The following is a 2,132-nucleotide window of genomic DNA, read 5'->3' as shown; positions in this document are numbered from 1 at the left end:
GGGTTTGCAGTGGGCAGTGCCACACCCACGCCCCTGGCCAGCCAGATCGCCTATGCGCCGTTCGGGCCGCTGAAGAGCCTCACCTGGAACAACGGCATCGTCCTCAACCGCACCTACGACCAGGACTACCAGCTCACCGCCCAGCAGGTCGGCACCTGGCAGAGCCAGTACAGCCACGACGCCAACGGCAACATCACCGCACACGCCCACAGCCTGTTCGGCAGCCTCGACTACCAGTACGACGCCCTCGATCGCCTGACCGAGGAAAAGACCGCCGACAGCCGCAAGGCCTACGCCTACGACGCCACCGGCAACCGCACCAGCCGCACCACCTACGCCACCACGAATGGCACCGAAACGCAGACCGCCAAGCAGAGCCTGCGCTACGCCCCCGACAGCAACCGCCTCGCCCAGCGCAGCTCCAGCTACGCCGTCGAAGCCGATGCCGCCGGCCACTACACCCGCTACAGCCAGAGCCGTCGCTACACCTACGATGACCAGGGCCGCCTCAGCGCCGTCACCGATGCCGTCGATCCCCTCTCCACCCGCGCCGTCCGCTACGCCTACAACGCCCTCGGCCAGCGGGTGCTCAAGGAGGTCCAGCAGGGCACTGCCCGCACGTCCTACACCTACCTCTACGGCCCCGACGGCCAGGTCATGGGCCAGGTGCGCTACACCACCGCCGGCAGGAAGAGCCAGGCCAGCTACTACGTCTGGCTCGACAACCTGCCCATCGCCCAGATCGACCTGACCTACAGCGCCGGCACCACCATCGCCAGCACCACCCTCACCTACCTGCACAGCGACCACCTCAACACCCCCCGCCTGGCCACCAACCAGGGCGGCAACCTGGTGTGGAGCTGGCCGAGTGATGCCTTTGGGGTGGGGCAACCCAAGACCTACGGCAGCACCATCGACGTGATCCTGCGCTTCCCCGGGCAGGTCGCCGATGCGCACAGTGGGCTCTACTACAACTACTTCAGGGATTACGACCCAGAGACGGGTAGGTATGTGGAGAGTGATCCGATTGGGCTCAAGGGGGGACTGAATACATTTGGATATGTTTACTCCAATCCTATAGCCAATATAGATCTACTCGGTCTAGACACCATCAATGTCGGCGGATCATTACATGGACCAGGTTTTCTCAGTTGGCTTCTGCCCTCAGACGCGCCACCTAACGGCATTAGCTGTGGAGTCGCAATATCGTACCCAGGATTCTCAGGCGGAGAGTGGGATGCTGGACTTTACGGAACAGTCCAAGCGAGTGGAGAGAGCTATGGTATAGGTAAAACCTCTATAGACTTGGGCTACCACCGAGGCTCAGTTAGCGATCTAGCAGGGAAGGGGGTTGAGTTAGGCGCACATATAAACAGAGTAGGCGCCAGCATTGAATTTAATGAAAACAACAAAATGACAGGCGGAGTAATTCACTATGGCGCCGGATACAATTTCGGCGCTACAGGCACAATAGGTGGAACTGTTTCCGCAAGGAAACTTTTAGAAAATGAATAAAATACTTAACTATATTTCAAAAATATGCGCCGAAGAGATATCACCAAAAATCTTAACTGGGCGACCAGAAGAGATAAATCAAATAATCCACACTCACTTCAATATCCGAGCAAACGGCAACAACAAAATAGCTGCATTTAAAAAAACACTCTTCCCGGACCATCACTATTTTGAATTTCAAAAAAAAGGCAGCCATATAGTGTACAGACTTCGTGTAAGAGCAATAGACACAGCCCTTGTTACACTCGTAGTATTTTCGGGAATTCTATTCTCTCTGACAGGTTTAGCATTCACACTGCACGGCCTATTTAGCACCCCACTTATTTACCGCCAAATTTCTGGAGGCTTGCTATTCAGCTGCGCAGGGCTGGGACTAATTCTGTTCACATATATTCTGTACAGATTCTTCCGCTGGGGAGCTGGCCTCTCCAATCCCGAAAAGCTTCTACGTAAATATGGAATTAATTAGCCCTCTAGGGATGGTCTGAAAAAGACTTCCTGATTTTGGCAGAATGCCCGAATTCCACTCTCCGAGTTTCCCGATGAAGCAGATGACCTTCGCTGACGCCGAGTACGCCGGTAAGCGCAAGCAGACCCGTAAGGAGTTGTTCCTGATA

The 2,132-nt window shown here is 55.5% G+C and carries 2 protein-coding genes; both read left to right on the top strand.

Annotation, left to right across the window (positions count from 1 at the left end):
- Positions 1-1,515: RHS repeat-associated core domain-containing protein (locus A9G05_RS26145; protein WP_139131274.1), on the top strand; the 1,515-nt coding region annotated here is incomplete at its 5' end.
- Positions 1,508-1,984 (top strand): hypothetical protein, encoded by a 477-nt coding sequence (locus A9G05_RS27550; protein WP_139131273.1) that lies wholly within the window; start codon positions 1,508-1,510, stop codon positions 1,982-1,984. The genes A9G05_RS26145 and A9G05_RS27550, both read left to right, overlap by 8 nt.
- The last annotated feature ends 148 nt before the right edge of the window (positions 1,985-2,132 follow it).

This window comes from Pseudomonas sp. ENNP23, from assembly GCF_001728945.1.
Taxonomy (GTDB): Bacteria; Pseudomonadota; Gammaproteobacteria; order Pseudomonadales; family Pseudomonadaceae; genus Metapseudomonas; species Metapseudomonas otitidis.
This window is presented reverse-complemented; position numbering and strand designations above follow the sequence as displayed.

Excerpts from the sequence above, each read along its gene's own strand:
- A9G05_RS27550 (WP_139131273.1), top strand. The coding sequence starts at position 1,508 with ATGAATAAAATACTTAACTATATTTCAAAAATATGCGCCGAAGAGATA.